At 58.6% G+C, this 22409-nt stretch carries 22 protein-coding genes; 15 read left to right on the forward strand and 7 right to left on the reverse strand.

Annotation, left to right across the window (positions count from 1 at the left end; translation table 11 throughout):
- Positions 1–6: 6 nt before the first annotated feature.
- The 5 genes from OGI63_RS07130 to OGI63_RS07150 all read right to left on the reverse strand — a co-directional run bounded on the left by OGI63_RS07130 (position 7) and on the right by OGI63_RS07150 (position 5439).
- The gene (locus tag OGI63_RS07130; protein ID WP_011743006.1) at positions 7–1404 is read right to left on the reverse strand and encodes a DUF3027 domain-containing protein; all 1398 of its coding nucleotides are present in this window, start codon (positions 1402–1404) and stop codon (positions 7–9) included.
- Positions 1405–1410: 6 nt separating this feature from the next.
- Complete coding sequence (locus OGI63_RS07135) at positions 1411–1803, reverse strand: cold-shock protein (protein ID WP_003808704.1); 393 nt, start codon at positions 1801–1803, stop codon at positions 1411–1413.
- Between the two features lie 151 nt (positions 1804–1954).
- Positions 1955–3736, reverse strand: coding sequence for a sensor histidine kinase (locus OGI63_RS07140; RefSeq protein WP_011743005.1), 1782 nt, complete (start codon positions 3734–3736; stop codon positions 1955–1957).
- Positions 3737–3810: 74 nt separating this feature from the next.
- On the reverse strand, positions 3811–4542 hold the full coding sequence (locus OGI63_RS07145; RefSeq protein ID WP_003808701.1) for a response regulator transcription factor: 732 nt from the start codon (positions 4540–4542) through the stop codon (positions 3811–3813).
- Between the two features lie 3 nt (positions 4543–4545).
- Positions 4546–5439 (reverse strand): TPM domain-containing protein, encoded by an 894-nt coding sequence (locus OGI63_RS07150; protein ID WP_041777272.1) that lies wholly within the window; start codon positions 5437–5439, stop codon positions 4546–4548.
- A 79-nt stretch (positions 5440–5518) separates the two neighbouring features.
- On the opposite strand from OGI63_RS07150, the gene OGI63_RS07155 reads away from it, so the two are divergent.
- Complete coding sequence (locus OGI63_RS07155) at positions 5519–5809, forward strand: WXG100 family type VII secretion target (protein WP_003808696.1); 291 nt, start codon at positions 5519–5521, stop codon at positions 5807–5809.
- Positions 5810–5913: 104 nt separating this feature from the next.
- Here the strand turns inward: OGI63_RS07155 and groL are convergent, their stop codons facing one another.
- On the reverse strand, positions 5914–7530 hold the full coding sequence (gene groL / locus OGI63_RS07160; RefSeq protein WP_011743003.1) for a chaperonin GroEL: 1617 nt from the start codon (positions 7528–7530) through the stop codon (positions 5914–5916).
- A 274-nt stretch (positions 7531–7804) separates the two neighbouring features.
- A complete protein-coding gene (locus OGI63_RS07165; RefSeq protein ID WP_021913933.1) occupies positions 7805–8503 on the reverse strand; it encodes a LytR C-terminal domain-containing protein in 699 nt (232 codons plus the stop codon).
- Between the two features lie 152 nt (positions 8504–8655).
- On the opposite strand from OGI63_RS07165, the gene OGI63_RS07170 reads away from it, so the two are divergent.
- The 14 genes from OGI63_RS07170 to OGI63_RS07235 all read left to right on the forward strand — a co-directional run bounded on the left by OGI63_RS07170 (position 8656) and on the right by OGI63_RS07235 (position 22404).
- Positions 8656–9360, forward strand: coding sequence for a uracil-DNA glycosylase (locus OGI63_RS07170; protein WP_011743002.1), 705 nt, complete (start codon positions 8656–8658; stop codon positions 9358–9360).
- A gap of 18 nt (positions 9361–9378) precedes the next feature.
- Complete coding sequence (locus OGI63_RS07175) at positions 9379–10446, forward strand: AAA family ATPase (protein ID WP_011743001.1); 1068 nt, start codon at positions 9379–9381, stop codon at positions 10444–10446.
- Positions 10443–11396 carry a DUF58 domain-containing protein gene (locus OGI63_RS07180; RefSeq protein ID WP_011743000.1) on the forward strand — a complete coding sequence of 318 codons (954 nt, stop codon included), beginning with the start codon at positions 10443–10445 and terminating at the stop codon, positions 11394–11396. Before OGI63_RS07175 ends, OGI63_RS07180 begins: the two co-directional genes overlap by 4 nt.
- On the forward strand, positions 11393–11917 hold the full coding sequence (locus tag OGI63_RS07185) for a hypothetical protein (protein ID WP_003808681.1): 525 nt from the start codon (positions 11393–11395) through the stop codon (positions 11915–11917). The genes OGI63_RS07180 and OGI63_RS07185 overlap by 4 nt, the downstream gene beginning before the upstream one ends.
- A complete protein-coding gene (locus OGI63_RS07190; protein ID WP_011742998.1) occupies positions 11918–12985 on the forward strand; it encodes a VWA domain-containing protein in 1068 nt (355 codons plus the stop codon).
- Positions 12982–14001: a VWA domain-containing protein gene (locus OGI63_RS07195; RefSeq protein WP_003808678.1), complete on the forward strand. Its 1020-nt coding sequence runs from the start codon at positions 12982–12984 to the stop codon at positions 13999–14001. Before OGI63_RS07190 ends, OGI63_RS07195 begins: the two co-directional genes overlap by 4 nt.
- Positions 13998–14570 carry a DUF6466 family protein gene (locus tag OGI63_RS07200; RefSeq protein WP_011742997.1) on the forward strand — a complete coding sequence of 191 codons (573 nt, stop codon included), beginning with the start codon at positions 13998–14000 and terminating at the stop codon, positions 14568–14570. Before OGI63_RS07195 ends, OGI63_RS07200 begins: the two co-directional genes overlap by 4 nt.
- Before the next feature lie 146 nt (positions 14571–14716).
- Positions 14717–15046, forward strand: a complete 330-nt coding sequence (locus tag OGI63_RS07205) for a hypothetical protein (protein WP_011742996.1) — start codon at positions 14717–14719, stop codon at positions 15044–15046.
- 401 nt (positions 15047–15447) lie between these two features.
- On the forward strand, positions 15448–16602 hold the full coding sequence (locus OGI63_RS07210) for an alpha/beta hydrolase (RefSeq protein ID WP_229084238.1): 1155 nt from the start codon (positions 15448–15450) through the stop codon (positions 16600–16602).
- 39 nt (positions 16603–16641) lie between these two features.
- Positions 16642–18084, forward strand: coding sequence for an adenylosuccinate lyase (gene purB / locus OGI63_RS07215; RefSeq protein WP_011742994.1), 1443 nt, complete (start codon positions 16642–16644; stop codon positions 18082–18084).
- Positions 18085–18231: 147 nt separating this feature from the next.
- Positions 18232–20667, forward strand: coding sequence for a lysylphosphatidylglycerol synthase transmembrane domain-containing protein (locus tag OGI63_RS07220; protein WP_011742993.1), 2436 nt, complete (start codon positions 18232–18234; stop codon positions 20665–20667).
- A gap of 154 nt (positions 20668–20821) precedes the next feature.
- Complete coding sequence (locus tag OGI63_RS07225) at positions 20822–21103, forward strand: HU family DNA-binding protein (protein WP_003808664.1); 282 nt, start codon at positions 20822–20824, stop codon at positions 21101–21103.
- A gap of 144 nt (positions 21104–21247) precedes the next feature.
- Positions 21248–21607, forward strand: coding sequence for a hypothetical protein (locus tag OGI63_RS07230; RefSeq protein ID WP_011742992.1), 360 nt, complete (start codon positions 21248–21250; stop codon positions 21605–21607).
- Positions 21604–22404 carry a dioxygenase gene (locus OGI63_RS07235; protein ID WP_003808645.1) on the forward strand — a complete coding sequence of 267 codons (801 nt, stop codon included), beginning with the start codon at positions 21604–21606 and terminating at the stop codon, positions 22402–22404. Before OGI63_RS07230 ends, OGI63_RS07235 begins: the two co-directional genes overlap by 4 nt.
- The last annotated feature ends 5 nt before the right edge of the window (positions 22405–22409 follow it).

Raw genomic sequence — 22409 nt, forward strand, 5'->3', positions numbered from 1 at the left:
TGACGATTATTCGTCGGATTCGGCTTGGGCCGACGAATCAGCTTCCGTCATTTCGCTTTCCGTTGTTTCAGCCGCCGCCGATTCGGCTTCTGTTGACTCAGCTTCCGCCGATTCGTCTTCCATCGATTTGTTTTCCGTTTGCCCGGTGGTTTCAGCAGTCGGCTCAACTACCGTCTCATCCATCTGTTCAACCGGCTCGAACGACTCGGCGGAATTGACGGAATCGGCGGAATCAACCTGTTCAGCCTGTTCGACTGGCTCGTCCGATTCAGTCGGCTCAGCCGTATCAGTCGATTCGGTATCGTCCGACGTTTCCGGCTTATTCTCGTCGACCACGGTGACGGTGGTCTCTACTTCAGGCGCATCGTCGGAAGCCACATGCTCAAGCACATCCTCTTGGCTGGCGTCGTCGTCGATGGTGTTGGCTTCGATGTCCGCGTCCGAACCTTCCTCATCCTCATTCGGATTATGGTCGTCATCGGACGAAAGCTGTTCGATCAGCTCCACGGAGCCCCGCTCGTCACGCGGCGCCTGGGCGATGATATCGATATGCATGTCGTCGAACGCCGGCTTCGACTGCACCCACAGATGCGACGGCTCCGGTGGATCGATTTCGGAATGCTCTCCGCAGCCATGATCGATGGACACGACCCTGCCGTCATCCGGGCTCCACTTGTTGGCGCACACGCCGAACAGCAGGTTCAACTCACCCTTCAGCGGAATGAAGAATCCGCACGTGGAGCAAGGATTGCCGTCGGCCGTCTTGGTGGATAGCGATTTTGGCCCATGTGGGCCTTCGTACCAACGTTTCGCGGTCTGCGACCGGCCAAGCGGAGTCAACACGTGCCTGCGGGACAGGTCGAATTCCTCGACCGCCTCTTCGACATCCTCTTCGGACGTCACAGGCTGTTCGGAATCCTCCGAAACGTCCGTCTTCTCAGACTCATCCGAAGCGTTTCCATCCATCGCCGGTTCCTGTACGGTTTCATCCGCGACTGACGGTTTGTCGTCCGTATCGTCCGATGTCTCGGCATCCTGCGTCTTGCGGAAGCCCTCTTCCATGCGGGGGTCATCGGGATCGGTGCCGATTGAATCGGTCACCGCCAAATCGCCCGGCTCGAGACGGTCCTTCCAAGGAATCCATTTTGGCGGACGCAGGGCCTTGTCGGTCGGGACCAGGGATGATTCGTTGACCGTCCAATGGTCCAGTTCGACATCATGGTATAACGTGACCGACCATTGCCAGCCTTCGTAGCCGCGTACTCGGGATTCGAAGCGGAAATCGGTGACGTTGTCTCCCAGGTCGATGGCTTCCACGAAGTCGCCGACCTGACCGTCCTCGTCGGACACTGTGACAGCGACCGCTTGGGCGATTGCCTTGGGATCCATTGTGGTATCGGACATGAAACTCTATTCCTGTACGTCGAAATTGTCGGCGACCGCGCGCAGAAGCGTGGCGAGCTTCTTGCTTTCAGCCGGTGAAGGATAGCGATGTCGACGAAGCTGATTGCCCGCGGAGTCAAGCAGCTTGATCAGATCCTCCACGATGGCGGCCATATCGTCCGGCTTCGGACGGGTGGCTTTAACCAGCGACGGGGCCGAGGCAACCAGCGTCACTCCCATCGCCTGCGGCCCACGACGACCATCAATGACGGAATACTCGACCTTGGCGCCCTTACGCAGCGTCTTCACGCCCTCGGGAAGGGCGGCAGCGGGCAGGAACACATCATCCGTGCTCTCACCCGTCTGAATGAAACCATAGCCTTTGTTCGCATCAAACCAACGAACACGTCCGCTCGGCATTGTCACCTCACATTTTGCTGATCAGATACCTTCACGCGAATAGGTAAAACCATTCGCCCATTTTCAAACCAAAGATACAGTTTAGCGCAAGAGGTGGGCCGCACCCATCCTTCCGCGCCGATAGCGTCTGCTTTCCCGACGGAAAAGAGCGTTATTTCTTTGATTTGCGATTCTTTTTTTCGTTTTTTCGATTCTCGCTCGCCGTAATCGGCTGCGGCTTGGGTTCGACCGGGGCGATCGGCAGCACCACCGTCAGGATCAGTCCCGTTCCTTCGCTGCCGGATGCGCAGATGAATCCATGATGCGCCTTGACCACGGATTGCGCGATTGCCATGCCGAGTCCCGTACCGCCCTTCTGACGCGCACGCGACGGGTCGGCGGTGTAGAAACGTTCGAAGATCTTCGACCGTGCCTCCGGCGGCACGCCGGGACCGTGGTCGCTGAATCGCACAATCGCGTAGTTCATACCCACTTGCATGGACTGCCCCACTTCGATGGCTTCGACCAGATGGCGAAGCGACTGCTCATTGGACGGCATACGGGATAGGGATTCGGGACTGATCGACGCGGGGAGCACACCCATAGAGATCTCCACAGGCGAGTCCGCCGGCGTATACCGGTGGATATTGCCCACGATGTTGGTGACCACTTGACGCAGTCTCGAAGCATCACCCTTCAACTCAATCTGGGGCATCTGGCCATTTTGGAAGGCGAATTGGGCGGGATGGTCCATATCGGTACCTGGTTGGAGCACGACCTGTCCGCAGGAAATGCCGCGGTCGGGGTCGAGCGCATGCAGGTCATCGGCTGCGTCGCGCACCACGGAGGTCAGCTTCACCTGCTGCGTGATGTCGATGCCACGTCCTTCGTCCAAACGAGCCAAAGACAGCAGGTCCTCCACCAGAACCGTCATACGCGCGCTGGATGCCTCGATATGTTCGATGGATTCGTCAGCCCTCTCCAAAGCCCCAGGCATGTCGCGCTGCATTTTGTACAGCTCGGCGTACCCGTGAATGGCGGCGAGCGGCGTACGCAATTCGTGACTGGCGTCCGAGACGAACCGCTTCATTTTTTCGGTGGTCTCTTCCTGCGCGTGGAAGCTCTCCTCGATGCGTGTCAGCATGGTGTTCAGCGACATGGACAGAGAGCCGACCTCCGTGCTTTCCGGCAGGTCTGGCACACGTTGGCTGAGATCTCCCGCGGCGATTTTCGCGGCGGTTTTTTCAATCCGCTTCAAGGGCGCGAGCGTGCTTTGCACCAGAATGGTGCCGAGTATCGCGCCGATCAGCACCACCGCGATGCCCACCATCGCGCAGAATCGCGTCAATGTGTTGGCCGTGTCGATCTGATCGCTCAGCGACAGGCCGATGAACACGACGCCACTGTCCTTGACTTGCCCGGTCCGTGTCTTCTCGTTCCAAGGCAACGCGACAACACGCCATGGCGACTGCGCAGCCTGCATGATGGAATGATCCGGGGTGCGGCTTGTGGTGATGTGCACCACCGCACGTGTCGTGAATGGCTGTCCAAGAGTGACGCCGTCGATGCTGCCGTCGGCCGGCAGGCTTGGTTCCGAAACCACTCCGTCACGGAGCATGGGCACCGATCCGGCACCCGTGCTTTTGTATTCGCTGTCGCGCACCTCCACGTAATACGTGTTCATGAGGCTGCGCCCGTCATCGCCGGTGTCGCTGCTGAGCGAGTCCATGCTGTTGAAAATCAGCTGGGCTTGGTTGATCAGCTGCGTATCGGTCTTCTGCAGCAGATAATTGCCCACCAACGTACGTATGGAAAAGGAGATGCCGATGGTGCCGATGGTCAGCAGCACGATGATGCAGGTGACCAGTTTCGTGCTCAGCGGAATCGCTTGAATCCTGCGGGTGAAACGGCTCCATACCTTGTTCTGCTTCGGCAGCGACCGGGGAGGCTGCATGGGGGCCGGAATGGCCGAAGGATTGGAGGCGTGGCCCGTGGACGGCGAATTGGGATTCTTGCTCATGGCTGAATCTAGTTCTTGGGAGCGCGAATCATATAGCCAATGCCGCGCTTGGTTTCGATCAGCGGCGTTACCTTGTGCTTGTCGCCGTTCTCATCCTCGATGACGATGCCATCGACCTTCTTGCGAAGATAGGAGATGTACGATTCGACGATGGCCGCGTCCCCGCCCCAATCGTATTGCCACACGTGATCGAGAATCTGCGCCTTGGACAGCACGCGGCCTTCATTGTCCATGAGGTAGCGAAGAAGCTTGTATTCGGTGGGGCTCAGGTCGATTGGCTGTCCGGCTCGGGACACGTCGTGCGAGTCCTCGTTGATTTCGAGATCGCCCACACGGATGATCGGATCGTCCTCCACCTGCTGCTGGGTGCGACGCAGGATGGCGCGGATTCGGGCCACGACCTCTTCGAGGCTGAACGGCTTGGTCACATAGTCGTCGCCTCCCACGGTAAGCCCCATGACCTTGTCTTGGGTGTCATCGCGAGCGGTCAGGTACAGCACCGGCGTGGTGATGCCTTCCTGCCTGATGCGTCGGGTCACCGTGAACCCATCGATGTCCGGAAGCATCACATCAAGCACGATCAGATCCGGCTGCAGCCTTTCGATGACCTCGATGGCTTCGGATCCCGAAGCGGCCGTGTTCACTTCGAAACCGGCGAAATGCAGGGATGCCACCAGCAGCTCTCGGATGGACGGCTCGTCATCGACAACGACAATGGATGCTTCAATAGGCTTGCTCATGGCTTAAGCATCGCTCCCTTCACTGGATGTTTCCTGAACGGATTCTGAATCTTGCGTTGAAGCGGTATCCGGATTGACATAATCCTCGTTTTCCGATTCGGCGCCCCACTCTTTGACCGGTTGGATACGTTCGGCGACCGCACCATGACGGCCGCTATGGCGGCCCTTACGCCGATGCCCGATCACGTCCTTCTTGCGCAGGATATGGAACACCACCAGAATCACCACCAGAAGCAGCAGCGCGCCGGCGAATCCTCCCACGCCAATCCATATGGTCCGCGACGAAGTCGAGGTCTTTTTCTGCACCGAAATCTGATTCATCATGTCGGTCGCGGACTTCGCCCAGTCCGGATCGCTTTCCATCAACGGTTTTTGCGCGGCATCGGACAGCGCGTCGACGGTCGACTTCTTCTTCAGCCATTCCTCCGAGTTCGAAGACACGGCCACCACCAGATTGCCGTCATTCGAGGCAACCGCCAACATCACGGTATTCGGTTTCGGGTTCAACGATTCCAGCAGCGCGCTCACCCATTTATCTGGCTTGCCTTTGGCGTTGAAACTGTCCAGATACACCAAACGGACGGTGACGCCGGTCTCCTTTTTCGTCTGGTTGATGGCGTCCGTGATCTCCGAGACATTCGAACCGAGCAGATTCTGCGTGTCGGTGATGTCGTCCGTGGCTGTAATGCCCAATCCGGCACTGTCATCCGCATGGACCGGCGGAGTTATCCACAGCATCAAACACAAACCCAGCACGCTCGCCAGCAACATGCAAATCGCGATATTCCAACCTTTTGCCGTTCTGCCGCCGTTTCGCGACACGCCGACGGAACCCAAATGCATATGTTCTCCGACCACAGCTCCGTTTTTTTCGTTGCACACGCTCACTGATGACATAGCATCCACTGTACCGTCCGGTTGCGCCAACCGCGATCGCATGGAGAAACACACCAATCATCATTGAAAGGACCGGCACATGCCACAGTATCAAGTCGACAGCGAGCAGATTCAGTCCTCGAGCGCCGCCGTCAACGCCTCCATCCAATCCATCCGACAGGCCGTGCAGGGCATGTACGGCAATCTCAACAATCTGCAGAGCGTTTGGCGCGGCGGGGCTGCGACGCAGTTCACAGCGGTCGCCGAACAGTGGCGTGCCGCGCAGCAGCAGATGGAGCAGTCGCTTGAATCAATCCAGCGCGCATTGATGCAGGCCTCCACGTTGTATTCGGAGACCGAAATGCAGGCGTCGCGTTTGTTCGCGCAGTAGAAAGCGCGCGTAAGGCGCCTTCCAGATAAGCAAAGGCCCGCTCCCCATCGGGAAGCGGGCCTCATATCAGCTATTTGAGCCTATGGAAGCTTCCGGTCTTTCAATCAGTAGCCCATGTCGGCGCCAGCTGCCGGAGCGGCTGCCGGCGGTTCCGGCTTGTTGGCCACCACGGCTTCGGTGGTCAGGAACAGTCCAGCGATGGAAGCTGCGTTCTGCAGAGCGGAACGAGTCACCTTGACCGGGTCGGTGACGCCTGCGGCCAGCAGGTCCTCGTACTCGTTGGTGGCCGCGTTCAGGCCCTGGCCGTCAGGCAGGGAGCGGACCTTGTCGATCACCACGTCGCCGGACAGGCCAGCGTTTTCGGCGATCTGCTTGATCGGGGCTTCGACGGCACGGAACACGATCGCGGCACCGGTGGCCTCGTCGCCTTCGAGCTTGACGTCGTCCTTGGCCTTGGCGGCAGCCTGGATCAGGGCGACACCGCCGCCCGGCAGCAGACCTTCCTCGATAGCGGCCTTGGCGTTGCGCACGGCATCCTCGATGCGGTGCTTGCGTTCCTTGGCCTCAACCTCGGTGGCAGCGCCGACCTTGATGACGGCGACACCGCCGGCCAGCTTGGCCAGGCGCTCCTGCAGCTTCTCGCGATCGTAATCGGAATCGGTGTTGGCGATCTCGCCACGGATCTGAGCGACGCGAGCGGCCACGTCCTCCTTGGAGCCGCCACCGGACACGATGGTGGTCTCATCCTTGGAGACGATGACCTTCTTGGCGGTGCCAAGCACGGACATGTCGACGGAGTCGAGCTTCAGGCCCAGCTCATCGGACACCACCTGGGCACCGGTCAGGATGGCCATATCCTGCAGCATGGCCTTACGGCGGTCGCCGAAGCCCGGAGCCTTGACGGCGCAGGACTTGAAGGTGCCGCGGATGTTGTTCAGAATCAGGGTCGGCAGAGCCTCGCCGTCAACGTCCTCAGCGATGATCAGCAGCGGCTTGCCGGTCTTCATAACCAACTCGGCGATGTGGACGACATCCTGCTGGGAGCTCAGCTTGCCGGAGGTCAGGAGGATGTACGGATCCTCGAGAACGGCGGTCTGGTCCTCGGCGTTGGTCACGAAGTACGGAGCGATGTAGCCCTTGTCGAAGCGCATGCCCTCGGTGAAGTCAAGGTCAAGACCGAAGCGGTTGTTGTCCTCGACGGTCACGACGCCATCCTGGCCGACCTTGTCCAGAGCTTCGGCGATCTTCTCGCCGACTTCCGGATCAGCGGCGGAGATCGTTGCGGTGGCAGCGATCTGATCCTTGGTCTCAACGTCCTTGGCCGCTGCGACGAGTTCCTTGACGATGGCGTCGGCGGCCTTCTCGATGCCACGACGCAGCGCGATCGGGTTGGAACCGGCGGTGACGTTCTTCAGACCCTCGTGCACCAGGGACTGGGCCAGCACGGTTGCGGTGGTGGTGCCGTCGCCTGCGACGTCATCGGTCTTCTTGGCGACTTCCTTGACCAGTTCGGCGCCGATACGCTCATACGGATCGTCCAGATCGATTTCCTTTGCGATGGAAACGCCATCGTTGGTGATGGTCGGAGCGCCGTAGGTCTTGTCAAGCACCACATTGCGGCCCTTCGGACCAAGGGTGACCTTGACGGTGTCAGCGAGCTTGTCGAGACCCGCGAGCATTCCCTGACGAGCTTCGTCGTCATATGCAATCATCTTTGCCATTGTTCCTCCACATATGGCTACACGGTATTATTTCCACCTTCGGAGCGACAATCAGAACCAGCCGTCAGCCGCCAGTTATCACTCTCACTCGTCGAGTGCTAATTCGCAGATTAGCACTCTCACGTCGAGAGTGCCAAACCCGATGACGTTCTTTGCGCTGTGAGCAAGATGCCAGTCGCATCGAATCAACTTGAAAAACGCCGGATTTCCAAGAAAATAAAAGAACCTCGCCTATGTTCGGGCGAGGTTCCAAACCGGTTCGGACGGCGTTTTTTCAGTTCAACAGCACCACAACGATCGGCGTGACCAATCCGCTGCTCTGCTGGACATTGGAGATTCCCAGCGTCTGCGCGACATTCTCCGCCGTCGCCTTGTCGGCCTCATTCTGATACCAGACAACCGTCTGGCTGGGAACGTTGCCGGTCGGATTGCTGGGCGTCACGCTGGTGTATCCGGCCTGGGTCAGGGCATCGGCCTTGCTCTTGGCGTAACCGGTGATGCTGGTGGCGTTCACCACGCGGATCTCGGTGGCCAGATTCACGCTCTGCTCAGAAGCCGCATCCTGGCCATTGTTCTGATCGTTATTCTGTTCCGCGTTCTGGTTGGCGTCCGAAGCGTCCTTCGACTGGCCATCCGAAGTACTGGTCTTCTTGCCGTCCTCGGACTTCTTGTTCTCCGTCTTGGCGTCTTTGGACGTGTCGTCCGTCTTCTTATCCGCCTTATCCGCCGTGGAGACGGACGATGAAGAGTCCTCCTTGGCCGACCAAGGCATTCTCAGGTTGCTGATCTCACCAGAATAGACTCCCCAGAACAGCAGGCCGGCGAGCAGAGCCACAATCACGACAATCACATACGGCAGAGCCCTGGACGCCATGGAACGTGCGCCACGGTGCACGCCCATCGGTCCCGCCGGAGGATTGTCGAACATATCCTTGGCGTAGGATTCGTAGGTCTCCTTGTCCTGCTTAGCCATTTTCTGCAACCTCATTTCTCACACTTACCGCCCCAGTGTACCGGCCCGTGCAGTCAGCCCACAATCAGCATCGTCGATTTTGCGCGTATTCGACACGTTTCCGCATGGAATCGGCATGGACATCCACAGGGCACGTCGTACAGTGGGAAAGTATGACTCATATCAAACCATTGAAGGATCTTGTGGAGCCCGGATGGGCCCAGGCCCTCGCCGATGTCGAACCCCAGATACATCTCATGGGAGACTTTCTGAGGTCGGAAATCGCGGCGGGACGTAAGTACCTTCCGGCCAGCAGGAACATTCTGCGCGCGTTTACCATTCCATTCGACGACATCAAAGTGCTTATCGTCGGCCAGGATCCCTACCCCACGCCGGGCCATCCGGTGGGACTGAGCTTCTGCGTGGCACCGGACGTCAAGCCCATTCCGCGCAGTCTGGCGAACATCTACACCGAGCTGACCGACGATCTGGGCGTGCCCATGCCGGCCAACGGCGACCTGACACCCTGGACCAAACAGGGCGTCATGCTGCTCAACAGATGTCTGACCGTCGAACCGGGAAAGCCGGGAAGCCATCAGGGGCGAGGCTGGGAAGTGGTCACCGACGCGGCCATCAGCGCATTGAACAATCGCCGTCGGCCTGACGGCAGCGTCAAGCCTCTGGTCGCGATTCTGTGGGGACGAAAGGCGCAGACGTTGGAGCCCCTGCTCACCAACGCTTTCATCATCAAATCCCCCCATCCAAGTCCGATGTCCGCCCGCTACGGATTTTTCGGCTCGAAACCGTTCTCCCGCGCCAATCAGGCGCTAATCGAAGCAGGAGAACAGCCGGTGGATTGGACCCTCCCGTCAGCTTGACCCGTTAGAGTAGCAACCATGGCTTTATTCCCTCCAAAGAATCCGGCGCCAGCACCGGCACCCATCCCCATGCCCGCAGCCGCAAGACCAACCACGCTGTCGGCCGAAGACATCGCACGCGCCAGGAACATCGGTTCGCAGATTCGCGGACGTTTCGCGCAGACCCTGGTCGGACAGGACAATCTTCGTGAATCGCTGATCACCACTTTGGTGGCCGGCGGTCATATCCTCATCGAATCCGTCCCGGGTCTGGCAAAAACCACTGCCGCGCAGACCTTGGCCACTTCGGTGTCCGGCTCGTTCAAACGTGTGCAATGCACTCCCGATCTGATGCCTTCGGACCTGGTCGGCACTCAGGTCTTCGATTTCGCCACGCAGAAATTCTCCACGCAGATCGGCCCGATCCACGCCAATTTCGTGCTGCTCGACGAAATCAATCGTTCCAACGCGAAAACCCAGTCCGCCATGCTTGAAGCCATGGCGGAGGGCGCGACCACCATCGGAGGCCAACGCATCGCGCTGCCGAAACCATTCATGGTCATCGCAACGCAGAATCCAATCGAGGAAGAGGGCACCTTCAATCTTCCCGAGGCGCAGATGGACCGTTTCATGATGAAGGCCGTACTGACCTATCCGACAGAGCAGGAAGAGCAACGCATGCTCGCCATGCTGACCCGCCGCGGCTCCGATACCGTAGACCAGCACGCGCTCACCGGTGACACCGTTTCCATCAGCGACGTCGAATTCCTGCGTTCCGCGGCACGTCGTGTGCACGTGTCCGATGCGATCATGCAGTATGCGGTCGATATCGCGGCCACCTCCCGTGGCGCTGGAACCAAGCCCGTCCAAGGACTTTCCTCGCTCGTCAGGCTGGGCGCCTCGCCGCGCGCGTCCATCGCGCTGGTGCGCATAGGACAGGCCAACGCGCTCCTGCAGGGACGAGATTACGTCATTCCTGAGGATGTGAAGGCGTTCGCCCACGAAGTGTTGCGTCATCGTATTCTGATGACGTTCGAAGCACTTGCCGATGGCGTCACCAGCGACCAGGTGGTGGATTCGATCGTGCAGGCGGTCCCCGTTCCATGATCGACCAGATCCGTTCCGACGATCCGATCCGCAGAAAAATCGAGACGCTTGGAACCACGCTGAGTCTGCCGACGGTACGCAAGGCGCTCGGCATACTCGAAGGCGCGCACGCATCGAACAAACGCTTCGGCGCCGACGATGTCGTGGATATCCACGCCTATGAGCCGGGAGACGAGGCGAAACGCATCGATTGGAAGACCAGTGCCCGAGCGGGACGTCCAATGGTGGTGCAGCGTGAGCGTCCCTCCACTTCGAAGGCATGGTTGCTGCTTGACGTCGGACAGGAAATGACCGCCGCATGCCCTTCCTCGGAACAGGCGTACCAGGTGGCGGCAAACGCCTTATGCATGTTCGCCGCGCTCAGCCTGCGCCGAGGCGACGAAGTGTCCATGGTGTTCGGCGACAGCGCTTCCATCACCCGGGTGCCGTTCAACGGTGGCCTGGCGCAGTTCGAACGAACCTTGGATACGGCATTGCAGCGCGAGTGGACCAGGCCCCGCAATATCGACGCGTTGCTGGAATACGCGCGCCGCATTCGGGACAAAGAGGCGCTGGTCGTCATCGCCACCGAGGAGCATGCGTTGGAGGAACGTCATTTGAGCGCCATCCGCATGATTGCAAGGACACATCCGATGGTGCTCATCGATGTGGCCACCATCAATCCGTTTGATGTCAGCCATGCGCGCGTGGTGCTTGACGGGGCTGGAAAACGACGCGTGCCTGCGTTCCTGCGTAGGGGAAACACAGCTGGGCAAGTGCGAACGCATCGTGAATACCTGGCTGCGTCCATTCGCCATGAGCTGAATCGCTGTGGCTCGACGGTAATTCGATCCGATTCCAGCGAACGCATGTTCCATGAGTTCGTGCGCATGGTTTCCACGGCTTTGGCCCAGTCCACACGTAACCAATTGAGAGCCCCGTCCGTATTGTCGTTGGGAGACAAGGCATGATGCTCTTCCTTGCCGAGGATGACCTCGTCATCAAGGACCAGATTCATCTTGAGAACGGTTTGGCCGTCGTCATCGCGGTCTGTCTGTTGCTTGCCGTCGTTTTGGTGGCTCTTGTGGTCTGGCTTGCCCGGCCGAGCCGGAAGCCCGCAAAAATAGTCAATCGCGGCCGACATGACGCGCTTGCCGGCAAAACCGTCTGGCATCAGCGTATCGATGATGTTGTGTCCCGCCATGCCCGGGGGGAGCTGGAGCGCGAGGAGGCTTTCGCACAGCTGGCCGCAATCGCCAGGGATTTTGCTTCCACTGCCACCGGAACGGACGTGCGCAACCAGACGCTCACCGACATCGAAGAGACGCCTCGGACCACGGGGAACCAGCAGGGTCTCACCTTGCTCAGGCAAACCATCGAGGCATTGTATCCGCCGGAATTCGCGGATGCCGAGCGCAATCACATCGCCAGGCAGGCCACGGTCGAGCAGGCTGGCGAATGGGTGGCCAATCTTGTGGAAAGGTGGCGATAGATGCAACTGTCATGGCATTGGCCTTGGGCCTTTCTGGCAGGCGTCATCGTGGTGCTGGCCGTTGCCGGCGTCACGTTGCTGGTGGCCGCGCGCCACAAAACCGATGGCATCGAGAGTGCCCGCACCTTCAGCCTGGATGATGACCTCAACACGGAATCCGCATCGAGATTATTCCGCCAGTGGAGGGTTCTTTCACGTTTGGCGGTGATTCTTCTAGTGGTCGCGTTGGCACTCGCCACGGCTCTGGTGGCACGTCCCAGCACCGTGGATGAAGGCGAGGAGAAGGCCAGCAGCCGAGACATCGTGCTGTGCTTGGATGTTTCCGGCTCGGCGCTCCCCTACGACCGCGAGGTCATCGACACCTACCGTCAACTCGTCGACAGCTTCAAGGGCGAGAGAATCGGCCTGAGCATCTTCAATTCGACGTCACGTACCGTTTTTCCGTTGACCGACGACTACGAACTGGTGTCCAAACAGCTTGGCAAAGCCAGCAGCATCCTCGCAGGCGTCGAGTCCCAAGACGATATCGACAAGATGAAGGACAGCGATTATCAGGCGATTTCCGACTGGCTGGAAGGCACGCAGAACCGTAAGGAGTCCACTTCGCTGATTGGCGATGGCGTGGTGAGCTGCGCGGCCATGCTTCCCGGATTCGCCTATGGGAACGCAAGCGCCGACAATGCCGAGCGTCAACGCGCCGCATCCATCGTGCTTGCCACGGACAACGTCGTTTCCGGAAAACCAACCTATACGCTTGACGAGGCGCTGAACCTGACCAAGCAGGCCCAAATCACCGTGGATGGATTGTTCTCCGGACCGAAGCAAAGCGAGGCCGACGAGACCACCCAGAAATTCAAATCCGCCATCGAAGCTCATCATGGGGTGTTTCTCACCCAATCGAATGGAGCATCCGTCTCTTCGCTGGTCGAGGAAATCGAATCTCGGCGGAACCATGAAAACGAGTCGAGCAACAAGGCCGCCATGGTGGATGCTCCCGGATGGTGGACACTGGCCTTGGCCATCGTTTTGATGGTCTGGCTGGCATTGGCTTGGAGGTTGAGGAGATGAACCATCTGACGCTTTCCCCTGCTTTGGGTTGGCCTGTCGGCGGAGCCGTCGCCGTGGTTCTGCTGGCCTGCGCCATTGCGCAGATCGTATTGCATGTCCGTCGCCGCGCTGACAGCGACGAAACCGTTTGGGCATGCGTTCGGCGCGTATTGCTTTGTCTGACGGTGTCGGTCATGGCATTGACGCCCAGTATCGTGGCGCCGACCAATAGCCGTGCGGTGAACGCCACCGACGTGGTGGTGGCCGTTGACGTGACCGGTTCCATGGCCGTCAAAGACGCGCAATATGGTTCAGCCGAACAGTCAAGCCGTCTCGACGTGGCAAAACAAGCCGTGAAGGACGTCACCGCGCTATATCCCAATTCCAGTTTCGCCGCTTTGCGATTCGGAGCTTCCGGCACGTTGGACGTGCCGTTGACCCCGGATTCGAACGCGATCGACAATTGGGCGGATACACTCGCGCCCGAGGCGACTTCCGTTTCGGCCGGTTCGACGTTGGATGCCCCTATCGACCAGCTGCTGCTGACCTGCAAGTCCATTCATGATCAGCATCCCGATGATGCGATCGTGCTGTACCTGTTTTCCGATGGAGAACAGACCTCATCAAAGGCACGGCGCACGTTCTCATCATTGCGACGATACCTATCCGATGCCTTCACCGTAGCCATCGGCAGCGAGCAGGGAGGCAACATTCCCGTAATCGCCGACGGCGTCGATGGAAATGCGGACCAGTGGGTCACCGACCCTGATACCGGCAAACCCGGAGTGTCACGCATGAACAAGGATGAGATGGCGTCCATCGCCGACGAGTTGAGCGGTACCGCGCTGGTGTTGAACGCCTCCAACACCATGCGTGACGGCGTGTCCAAGGAAGCGTCCGATAAGTGGCGAGTCACCCAAACCACCAAGAAGCGCACCAGGACGATGCCCGTCGTATGGCCACTGGCCATCGTCACGCTGCTGCTGCTCGCATGCGAATTGGGGGCTTGGATAATTCAGTCGAGGAGTTTGCTATGACCAGAACAACCATGAAACCGCGTGCCTCGCTGACGGTTCGCATCGTTTTGGCCGTCATGGCGGCGTTGCTGGTCATGGCCGCCCTATGGGCCATAGTGAATCTCGCAGCCGTCAATAGCTACAACCAGGCCACGCAAAGCCTGCAGGAGAACATCTCGACCAGCAGAAAAGACGATGCCGATTGGGACAAGCTGCACACCAGGCAACAGCAGACGGACGCCCAATTCAACGAGGCATCAGCCATGAAGCCGCTGCTGCTGCCCCAAGTGCGCGAATCAATCGAGCATAACAGTCATGTTTCCAGCCAGCTTACGGATCACGCGTCCAAGAAGATCAAAGCCGAGCAGAGCGATCAGTCCGCCTCCACGGATTCAAACACCGCCGACGCTCAGGAATCGGATAAATCAAGTCACAAGAACGACGAAAACCTATCCGACGAACAACGTCGGAAAATAGAGGAGCTATTGGCTCAGAACGCCCAATCCACGCAATCGGATCCCAATGACGATTCAGGTTCGGCTGCGAAAAAGAACCCAAGCACGTCATCCTCGCAGACCAAACCCTGGTAGGGGGCTTTTTCGAATATAGTTATCCACATGCCGTCGACGTGGTTTTCGTTGTTTTCCCAATAACGACACGCCGACGGTTTTTCATAGACTCGTTCTTTGACCACAAGCTCTGTTTTCCGATTGGCGTCAACACCGAATGTGGTCAAATGGCTGCCATGAACGTTTCAAATGCTTTTCTTGGTGCCGCCCCAGGCGTCGCAGCCTTCAATTCGTTGGCATCCCTGTCGGGAATGTCCTGTCGTTGCCGAATTGGCGTGCGGACCACCCAAACATTGATCAATGCGAAACTTGTTGCCGCGTCACGGCTTCTCGATGAACTTGATGCGGCAATAGCCTCCAACAGACTGGCCGACTGGACCGGCACCGCGGCCGAGGAATACCGCACCCGTCTCAATCGCATCGCACGGCAATCCGCTCTGCTACGTGACGATATGATCGCCACGTCACGTCTTCTCTGGTCGGCAGGTGCGGCATGAACCAACGAGTGACGGCCCGCATCGTTGGCGGAAAGAGATTCACCACCGCCGAATACCGGGAATACTTCAATGCTTCAAGAATCCTCAGAGATCAAGCGAATCGTCTTGGCACTTCCCGTAGATCCTTCATTGCCGCAGGCTATGAACTCAAAATCCACCCTCGCGCCACACCGCTCCTGTCCGCTTTGACCGGGGCAAGTCCACGGTGTACGGCGCAGGACCATATCGAATTGCCGTACCGGCAGCTGCTCGGACGTTGCGAAGCACATGCCGAGGCCCTGCAATCCATGGCATCCCAGCTTAATGAGCTATCATCATTGATCGCACAAGCCCAATCCTTATACGCCCAAGCTGAGGAAGCCAGTAGGAAAGGGCTGAATATCATGTTGCGAGGGCTTTTCATGTCATCACGGGAATCCGCGATTCTCGCCTTGACCGCCAGCGCACTGATGGGGGTAAGACGCAGTTACGCCAAAGAGGGGAAATTCAACAAATTCTATCTTGTGGAATCCACCGCATGGATGCAGGAAAGCTTCGTGAGCGTCCTCGGAGAGCATGCGAGCCGATTGAACATACAGGAACGACCTTCAAAAGACACGTCCATCCTGGAATACATCACGAAAACCTTATTCATGGTCACCAAACCGGGAGCGGTTATAGCAGAGGGGCTTTCCGGCAAAGGCTCGGTCAATCGCGGTCTTAAGAAAATCGACAGACTGCTCATACCGTACTTCGACAAAGACCATGGAGACAATCTCTCCGTAACCCGTGTGTATCCGAAAACCAAAGTGGTCAGAGGCGGTACAAGCACGAAGGACGCCATCGCCGACCAACGGCGGCTGTCCGAAGGACCTCTCAACGGCGAACGTGAAAGCGGTCTGGAATACGGAACCATCGCATGCTGCAAGTACCGCAAAGCCGATGGCACATATGCTTGGAGGATCATCATTCCCGGGACCGACGGCAATCACGATTCGCCTATGGACTGGTACACCAATTTCGAGCTGATGAGTGCCGATGAGCGGCAGCGCGGAACCGCGGAAAGCCTCCGTTTCCTGGATGAGACCATGAAACAGGCTGGCATCCAGCCGGATGATCCCGTGGAAATCGTCGGCCATTCGCAGGGCGGCATCATCGCGGCAGCGGCGGCGACGGATTTCCAAGACAAATACGACATACAACATATCGCCACGCTTGGCTCCCCGATAGCGAATTTCGAGATTCCCGAGAAAACACGGGTCACCGCCATCGAGATGGATGATGAAGGCATCGCGGCACTTGACGGGGAGGCCAACCCCCATACGGAGAACTGGCTCACCATACGATGCTCCGTCCATGAGGAAGATGCGCCGAAGAGGGCTTTTCCAGGAGCCGAAGTCAGTGATTCGTCCGGGGAGAAGAACTCCACGCACTACCCGAAATACCATGAGGCGGGATACCGGTACGCCTACGACACCGGAAGCAAATCCGTGCTGGACCATGACCGTCATTTCCAAGAGGTCGTGGAAGGCGAGCTGGAGGAGGTCCAGTATTATGAGGGACGCATCAGCAAATGACGGGACCAATGGTTCACGGCTGAACGTATGCTGTTGTCTATGAAGCTTACTGACATCTCCCCCGCAATCGCACTGACCCCTCTTGACGGCCGCTACCACAAGCAGACCGCTCCCCTTGTCGAATACATGAGCGAACCGGCGTTGAACCGCGAGCGCATGCGCGTCGAAGTCGAGTGGATGATTCTGCTTGCCAACGGTTTCGAGGGCAACGGCAATCAGACCATCGTTCCGGGTGTCAAGCCGCTCACCGATGATGAGCAGGCGTATCTGCGTTCCATTCCGGAGAATTTCGGAGCCGAAGGCATTGCCCAGCATGCCGCTTATGAGGCTAAGACCCACCATGATGTGAAGGCCGTGGAGTATTACATCGACGACCAGCTGGAGAAGGCCGCCGATGTGTTGGGTCATGACACCCAGCTGACCGGATTGAAGACTCTCGTGCATTTTGCCTGCACGTCCGAGGATATCAACAACCTATCCATCGCCCGTTGCGTGAAGAACGGTGTGGAGCAGGTGTGGCTGCCCGCAGCACAGGCCATTGTCGACCATCTGGCACAGAAGGCCGACGCCTACCGCGACAAGGCCATGCTGTCGCTGACCCATGGCCAGCCTGCCACGCCGACCACGCTGGGCAAGGAACTGGCTGTTTATGTGTATCGTCTGAACCGTCAGCTCAACAAGGTCAAGGCCCAGGAATATCTCGGTAAGATCAATGGCGCGACCGGCACGTTCGGTGCGCATCTGGCCGCCTGCCCTGATGTTGACTGGGTGGCCGTCTCCCGCGAGTTCGTCACCAACCGTATGGGTCTGACGTGGAATCCGTTGACCACGCAGATCGAATCGCATGATTGGCAGGCCGAACTGTACGGTACCATCAGCCACACCAACCGTATCCTGCACAACCTGTGTGTGGACGTGTGGATGTACATCTCCCGTGGCGTGTTCGCGCAGGTACCGGTCAAGGGCGCGACCGGTTCCTCCACCATGCCGCACAAGGTCAATCCGATTCGTTTCGAGAACGCCGAAGCCAATCTGGAGATCTCCTGCTCGCTGTTGGACACTTTGTCGGCGACGCTGGTCGAATCACGTTGGCAGCGCGATCTGACCGACTCCACCACGCAGCGCAACATCGGCTCCGCGCTGGGTTATTCGCTGCTGGCGTTGAACAATCTGATGGGTGGTCTGAACTCCATCCATCCGAACGATGTTGTCATCCAGGCCGAGCTCGATTCCAATTGGGAGGTGCTCGGCGAGCCGATTCAGACCGCCATGCGCGCCTGCGAGCTTGCCGGACTGCCGGGTATGGATAAGCCGTACGAGAAGGTCAAGGAGCTCATGCGCGGTCACGAGATCTCCAAGGATGACGTCGAACGGTTCATCGACCAGCAGGCCTTCGACGAAGCCACTGCGGCGCGTCTCAAGGCGTTGGCTCCGGCGACATACACCGGAGTTGCCAGCAAGCTGGTTGACTTCGACCGCTGATAACGCATCGCCACACTCATCTTGCGGATGATACGCCTTGGGGCGGCTGTGTTTTCACACAGCCGCCCCAAGGCGTATCATCGGAGACGATAATAGGTGCATGTCACCCGGACGTATTCACCCACGTACCTATAAAGCAGGTCAATAGTGTCTCACGACTTCCCAACCAGCAAACACGAAACGCGCATTGAGGATGTTCCGCCGAAACGGAACCGCGATTTCGCGGATCTGCTCCATGCGCTGTTCGCCGTGCTTGTCGGCGCGGCCGTCATCCTGTTCTCCATCTACTTGCATGGCACCACCTCCGGAGTGGAGTCCGACGTGCGTTCCGCGGGCCACGTGGTCAGTTGGCTCATGGATGTGCCGACATCGCTGTTGCAGCAGATCGCCATAGTTTTCATTACCGTCAGCGTGCTTATCCAGCTGCTCATCGCCAAGGAATGGCTGCAAAGTGTGGTTTCCGCCATCGCCCTTATTCTCGGTTTCGCTGCGATATGGGGTATTTCCGCTCTTATCAGCGGCTCGGGCAATGGCACCCTCATCATGTCCATGATGTCCAACGGCACTTCCGTGGGAACCGGACTGCTTCCCGATTTTTATGCGGCGATGGCCTCATTCCTTACCGTCGCCGGACCGCGTCGCACCCGTTCCGGTACCAAATGGGGCTGGAACATCCTCTACACGGTCGCAGTGCTGTTCGTGGTGCTGTCATGGAATTCGCTTTCCGGCGTGCTGGTCTCCTTTGCCGCGGGACGTGCCTTGGGTATGCTGATTCGTTTCATGCTCGGCACACAGACCAACGGGGCTTGGGGCAACCAGGTGGCGCAGGCGCTCCGTTCCATCGGCATCGACGTGGCGTCGCTCTCCCGCAGGCTCGCGACCTACACCGATTCCGGCATGCTGAAGACCACATTGGACGATGATCTGACCGAGAACTCACGCATCTACGACGCCATCGACGTCGACGGCCACCAATACACGGTATCCGTTCTCGATAACCAAGTGCATATGGCAGGCTATCTCAACCAGCTATGGCAATGGGTCAGGCTGACCGGGGTCTCCATGCGCCGTGACCGTTCCTCCTTCGACGCCATCCACCACCATTACGCGATGATTCTCGGCCTGCAGAACGCCGGATTGACAGTGCCGGGAGTCTACGGAGTCGCAGACAGCAGCGAATCGTCCATTCTGGTGTTTCACCGCGACCACATGCCCTTGGAATGCAATCCGAACACCATGTCCGACCATGACATGGAATTGTTCATGACCTATCTGTCCGAAGCGCACCGGCACGGCTTCACCCATCGTCGAATCACTCCCGAAACGTTGTCGCGCATGGAAAACGGACAGCCGGTGATCGCAGGATGGCAGAATGGCGACTATGGCAGCGCGCCGCCAAACTATGCGCTGGACAAAGTACAGCTGCTGGTTCTGCTCGGAGCGTTGAACGGCATCGACCGTGCGATCGCATGCGCCCGCAGGACGTGGGGCGACGAGCAACTGATCGATCTGGCGCCATTCATCCAGAAGACGGCGGTTCCGGCGGCGACACGCGCCCTGTCCACCTGCGACAAGCACATGCTCAACACGCTGCGTTCCCGTATCGCGGCTTTGGCTCCGCAGGAGGTCGCGGATTCCATGGAAACGGTCACGCTGTCGCGGTTCAGTTTCCGTTCCTTCATCGCGATCGCGCTGCTGGTCGTCGCCGTGTATGTGGTGTTCACCCAGATTCAACCGGCCGAAATGATCAAGGCGGTCAAAGAGGCCAACATCGCCATGGCTCTGGTATGCGTGCTGTTCGGACTGCTGGCTTGGTTCGGATCGGCCATGACCCTTGGCTGTTTCATGGATGCCGATAAACGCAATCCGATCGGCTTGTACTGTTCCCAAATGGCTTCGGGCTTCACCGCGGTCTCCATGCCCGCCGGCGTCGGCCCGGCCTTTGTCAACCTGCAGTTCCTGCGCAAGAGCGGCTACCGCAATACCGCGGCCACCGCCATCATGAGCGCCGTATGGGCAGTGCAGGGCGGCACCACCATCATTCTGCTGCTGCTGATCGGCATCTTCACCGGACGCAACACACTGTCCGGCATGATTCCCACCAACACGCTGATTTTGGTGATCACCATCGTCGCATTGGTGATTTCCGCGGCCATGGCCATTCCCCCGGTGCGGCACATCGTCACGGAGAAGTACCTGCCCATCGTCAAGTCCTACGCACGTAGTCTCATCAACGTGCTGTCCCATCCGAAAGAACTGGCCTTCGGCATTCTCGGTGCGCTGATACTCAACATCTCGACCGGATTGGGATTCTGGATTGCATTGATGGCTTTCGGATGCCACACCAATCCGGTGGAGACCACATTCATCTTCCTGCTGGCGAATACGCTCGGTTCCGCAGTGCCGACGCCAGGCGGCCTTGGCGCGGTCGAAGCCGCGTTGTCCGTGGCCTTCACCGCCGTGGGCATCCCCTCCACCATCGCCGTCTCCGCTACTCTCGTCTACCGAATCGCCTTCTATTGGCTGAGAATTCCAATGGGAGCCGTGGCTATGAAATGGCTGGACAGGCATAATTTGATCTAGCCCAACCCCCCTTTAGGGTTTTTCTCCCCCCTATGCTGAATCAAAAGGGCCAAAACCCTTGGAAAATGGCATTTTTGGCACATGCGTGCGCTATTATTGCAATGAACGTGGATGTTCATAAGCGGAATATCCCCTGACTCAAGAAGGATGCTTTATGGCATACAACAAGTCTGATCTCGTCTCGAAGATCGCCCAGAAGTCCAACCTGACCAAGGCTCAGGCTGAGGCTGCGGTGAACGCTTTCCAGGACGTGTTCGTCGAGGCAATGCAGTCCGGCGAAGGCCTGAAGCTGACCGGCCTGTTCTCCGCCGAGCGCGTCAAGCGCGCAGCCCGCACCGGCCGCAACCCGCGCACCGGCGAAACCATCGAGATTCCGGCAACCTACGGCGTTCGCATCTCTGCCGGCTCCCTGCTGAAGAAGGCCGTCACCAAGTAAGTCGACCACGCAGACCTATATGAGAGGTTTCAACCACGGATGGTTGGAACCTCTCTTTTTTTCTTTTTATAACAGGCAAAGGCAATGTCATCCCACACTATGCGCTATGATATTAGACAATATGACTAGATAAAGGGGGATGTCATGGTCGACCAACGCAGACAGATCATCGACGAAATCCACAAACTCAACATCCTGCTCATCCACACCAAGCTCAAAACGACACGTGCCCAGACCATGGCACGCGCCACCACACACGTGCGGAACGTCGACGCGGCAAGACGGGGAATGGTTCCACGGCCCAAGCCGTCCAAACCCATCGAAGCCGACGTTCATATGCTCGACTGCCTGAACGACGAGGAACTTTCCACTCTCGGCGAACTGCTGCAGCGTATCATCGACAACACCGATACCAAACTTCTGGATGAGGAGATTTCCGAACGCCGCAAGGCGATCCACGAATTCCTCATGCTGAACCATACGGATGAGGAGGTGCGGGAATGAGCGTCGGGCAGGAACATGATTCCGGTGCGGACGATCCGGATCTCATCCGTCTCAACAAGCGTTCGCTATTCACCCCCAGCGCGTCAGTGGCTGTGGAGCAGCATTCAGCCGTGCCGCACGTGTCGCGAAGCACCTACGGTACGGCGAAGGTCGAAGGCAGACTCACCTCCCCCAATGCCAGGGTTCCGGAAATCATCACGCAGCGTTGCGGCGGCATCACCGTCAAAGGTCATACGCTCAAATCGTTCGCCTATACCACCGATGCGGTGATTATCCGCAACACGAACGCGAACGCCATCCTCGCGGTGTACCCTTTCACCGGCGAACCGGTGATCACGCAGGCGCTGCTCACCGTGGCGCAGATGCCGCTGTTCGTCGGCGTGGGTGGAGGCACCACCACCGGTCCGCGTGTGGCAGAGCTGGCCATGGTGGCGGAGATGCAGGGCGCGGCCGGCGTGGTCATCAACGCTCCGGCACCGGCGGAAACCATCGAAACGACCATGTCGATGGTGGACATCCCTGTCATCGCCACGGTCACGGAGGATGATGAAATCACCGAATGCAAGATTCTTGCCGGTGCGGCCATCATCAATGTGGCAGCCGGTGCAAGAACCGCGCAAGTCGTGGCAAGCATCCGCGCGCATCATCCGGAAATCCCGATTCTGGCTTCGGGCGGAGGTCGTGAAGACCGTATTCTCGCCACCATTGATGCGGGCGCCGACGCGATCACATGGACGCCGCCAAGCGCGCAACAACTGCAGTCGCAGATGATGGCCAAATACCGTGGAGAAGTCTGAGCGGC

It is taken from the genome of Bifidobacterium sp. KRGSERBCFTRI (genome assembly GCF_025908335.1).

Coding starts and splice junctions, on each gene's coding strand:
- OGI63_RS07130 (WP_011743006.1), bottom strand. CDS start 1,404: ATGTCCGATACCACAATGGATCCCAAGGCAATCGCCCAAGCGGTCGCT.
- OGI63_RS07135 (WP_003808704.1), bottom strand. CDS start 1,803: ATGCCGAGCGGACGTGTTCGTTGGTTTGATGCGAACAAAGGCTATGGT.
- OGI63_RS07140 (WP_011743005.1), bottom strand. CDS start 3,736: ATGCAGCCTCCCCGGTCGCTGCCGAAGCAGAACAAGGTATGGAGCCGT.
- OGI63_RS07145 (WP_003808701.1), bottom strand. CDS start 4,542: ATGAGCAAGCCTATTGAAGCATCCATTGTCGTTGTCGATGACGAGCCG.
- OGI63_RS07150 (WP_041777272.1), bottom strand. CDS start 5,439: ATGTCATCAGTGAGCGTGTGCAACGAAAAAAACGGAGCTGTGGTCGGA.
- OGI63_RS07155 (WP_003808696.1), top strand. CDS start 5,519: ATGCCACAGTATCAAGTCGACAGCGAGCAGATTCAGTCCTCGAGCGCC.
- groL (WP_011743003.1), bottom strand. CDS start 7,530: ATGGCAAAGATGATTGCATATGACGACGAAGCTCGTCAGGGAATGCTC.
- OGI63_RS07165 (WP_021913933.1), bottom strand. CDS start 8,503: ATGGCTAAGCAGGACAAGGAGACCTACGAATCCTACGCCAAGGATATG.
- OGI63_RS07170 (WP_011743002.1), top strand. CDS start 8,656: ATGACTCATATCAAACCATTGAAGGATCTTGTGGAGCCCGGATGGGCC.
- OGI63_RS07175 (WP_011743001.1), top strand. CDS start 9,379: ATGGCTTTATTCCCTCCAAAGAATCCGGCGCCAGCACCGGCACCCATC.
- OGI63_RS07180 (WP_011743000.1), top strand. CDS start 10,443: ATGATCGACCAGATCCGTTCCGACGATCCGATCCGCAGAAAAATCGAG.
- OGI63_RS07185 (WP_003808681.1), top strand. CDS start 11,393: ATGATGCTCTTCCTTGCCGAGGATGACCTCGTCATCAAGGACCAGATT.
- OGI63_RS07190 (WP_011742998.1), top strand. CDS start 11,918: ATGCAACTGTCATGGCATTGGCCTTGGGCCTTTCTGGCAGGCGTCATC.
- OGI63_RS07195 (WP_003808678.1), top strand. CDS start 12,982: ATGAACCATCTGACGCTTTCCCCTGCTTTGGGTTGGCCTGTCGGCGGA.
- OGI63_RS07200 (WP_011742997.1), top strand. CDS start 13,998: ATGACCAGAACAACCATGAAACCGCGTGCCTCGCTGACGGTTCGCATC.
- OGI63_RS07205 (WP_011742996.1), top strand. CDS start 14,717: ATGGCTGCCATGAACGTTTCAAATGCTTTTCTTGGTGCCGCCCCAGGC.
- OGI63_RS07210 (WP_229084238.1), top strand. CDS start 15,448: ATGTCATCACGGGAATCCGCGATTCTCGCCTTGACCGCCAGCGCACTG.
- purB (WP_011742994.1), top strand. CDS start 16,642: ATGAAGCTTACTGACATCTCCCCCGCAATCGCACTGACCCCTCTTGAC.
- OGI63_RS07225 (WP_003808664.1), top strand. CDS start 20,822: ATGGCATACAACAAGTCTGATCTCGTCTCGAAGATCGCCCAGAAGTCC.
- OGI63_RS07230 (WP_011742992.1), top strand. CDS start 21,248: ATGGTCGACCAACGCAGACAGATCATCGACGAAATCCACAAACTCAAC.
- OGI63_RS07235 (WP_003808645.1), top strand. CDS start 21,604: ATGAGCGTCGGGCAGGAACATGATTCCGGTGCGGACGATCCGGATCTC.